General features: G+C 65.6%; 1 protein-coding gene. It reads left to right on the top strand.

The window, feature by feature from the left end:
• The first annotated feature begins 119 nt into the window (after positions 1–119).
• A complete protein-coding gene (locus KEC56_RS13820) occupies positions 120–1,367 on the top strand; it encodes an IS256 family transposase (protein ID WP_227531400.1) in 1,248 nt (415 codons plus the stop codon).
• The last annotated feature ends 56 nt before the right edge of the window (positions 1,368–1,423 follow it).

Raw genomic sequence — 1,423 nt, 5'->3', positions numbered from 1 at the left:
AGTAGTGCCCCTTAAAGTGGTGTAGCCCTCGGTGACCGGCTCGTCGCTCCTGACGTAAGCGCGGCCACCGTGTGATCCTTCGAGAAGTCTCTTACCTCCACTCGAAAGGCATCATCACGATGACCGCACTTCATATTCTCGACCCTGCCCGCCTGTTGGGTGAAGCCCTCGCCGATTCGTCGCCGGATCTGATGCGGCAGCTGCTGCAGACCATGATCAACACGCTCCTGTCCGCCGACGCGGATGCCGTGGCCGGCGCCGAGTGGGGCAAGCCCAGCCCGGACCGTGTCGCGCAACGCAACGGCTACCGGCACCGCGACCTGGACACCCGCGTCGGCACAATCGATGTTCAGATCCCGAAGCTCCGCCAGGGCACGTACTTCCCGGACTGGCTCCTCGAGCGCCGCAAGCGCGCCGAGACCGCGCTGATCACTGTCGTCGCGGACTGCTACCTCGCCGGCGTCTCGACGCGTCGGATGGACAAGCTCGTCAGGACGTTGGGGATCCACTCGCTGTCGAAGTCACAGGTCTCACGGATGGCCGCGGACCTCGATGAACATGTCGACCAGTTCCGCCACCGCCCCCTCGATGAGGCGGGCCCGTTCACGTTCGTCGCCGCCGACGCGCTGACCATGAAGGTCCGCGAAGGCGGCCGCGTGATCAACGCTGTCGTCCTCGTCGCGACCGGCGTGAACGCGGACGGGCGCCGTGAGGTCCTCGGCCTACGGGTCGCGACATCGGAGACTGGGGCGGCATGGAACAGCTTCTTCGCCGACCTCGTCGCCCGCGGCCTTAACGGGGTCCGCCTCGTCACCAGCGATGCGCACGCAGGGCTGGTCGAGGCGATCGCGGCGAATCTGCCCGGCGCGGTCTGGCAACGCTGCCGAACCCATTACGCCGCGAACTTGATGAGCGTGACCCCGAAGAGCATGTGGCCGGCGGTGAAAGCGATGCTGCACTCGGTTTATGACCAGCCGGACGCAGACAGTGTCAACGCGCAGTTCGACCGGCTCCTGGACTACGTCGACGACAAGCTCCCCGACGCCTTCTCGCACCTCGACGCCGCGAGAGCGGACATCCTCGCGTTCACCGGATTCCCCGAAGGGCTCTGGCAGCAGATCTGGTCCAACAACCCCAACGAGCGCCTCAACCGAGAGATCCGCCGCCGCACCGACTCCGTCGGCATCTTCCCGAACCGCGACGCGATCATCCGCCTCGTCGGCGCCGTCCTCGCCGAGCAAACCGATGAATGGGCAGAAGGACGCCGCTACCTCGGCCTCGACATCCTCGCCAAGTCCCGCCTCACTCTCGTTGCCGACAACGGAAACGAGGTGAATACCGACACCGTCCTCGAGCTCAGCGCCTAACCGACACCAACAACAGAAGGATCACCGACCGCTACACCACTTCCTGGGGCTTGACC

The organism is Microbacterium tenebrionis (genome assembly GCF_020682665.1).
Lineage (GTDB): Bacteria > Actinomycetota > Actinomycetes > Actinomycetales > Microbacteriaceae > Microbacterium > Microbacterium tenebrionis.
This window is presented reverse-complemented; position numbering and strand designations above follow the sequence as displayed.

What these genes read in the sequence shown, in the direction of transcription:
- KEC56_RS13820 (WP_227531400.1), top strand. Translation starts at nt 120, where the DNA reads ATGACCGCACTTCATATTCTCGACCCTGCCCGCCTGTTGGGTGAAGCC.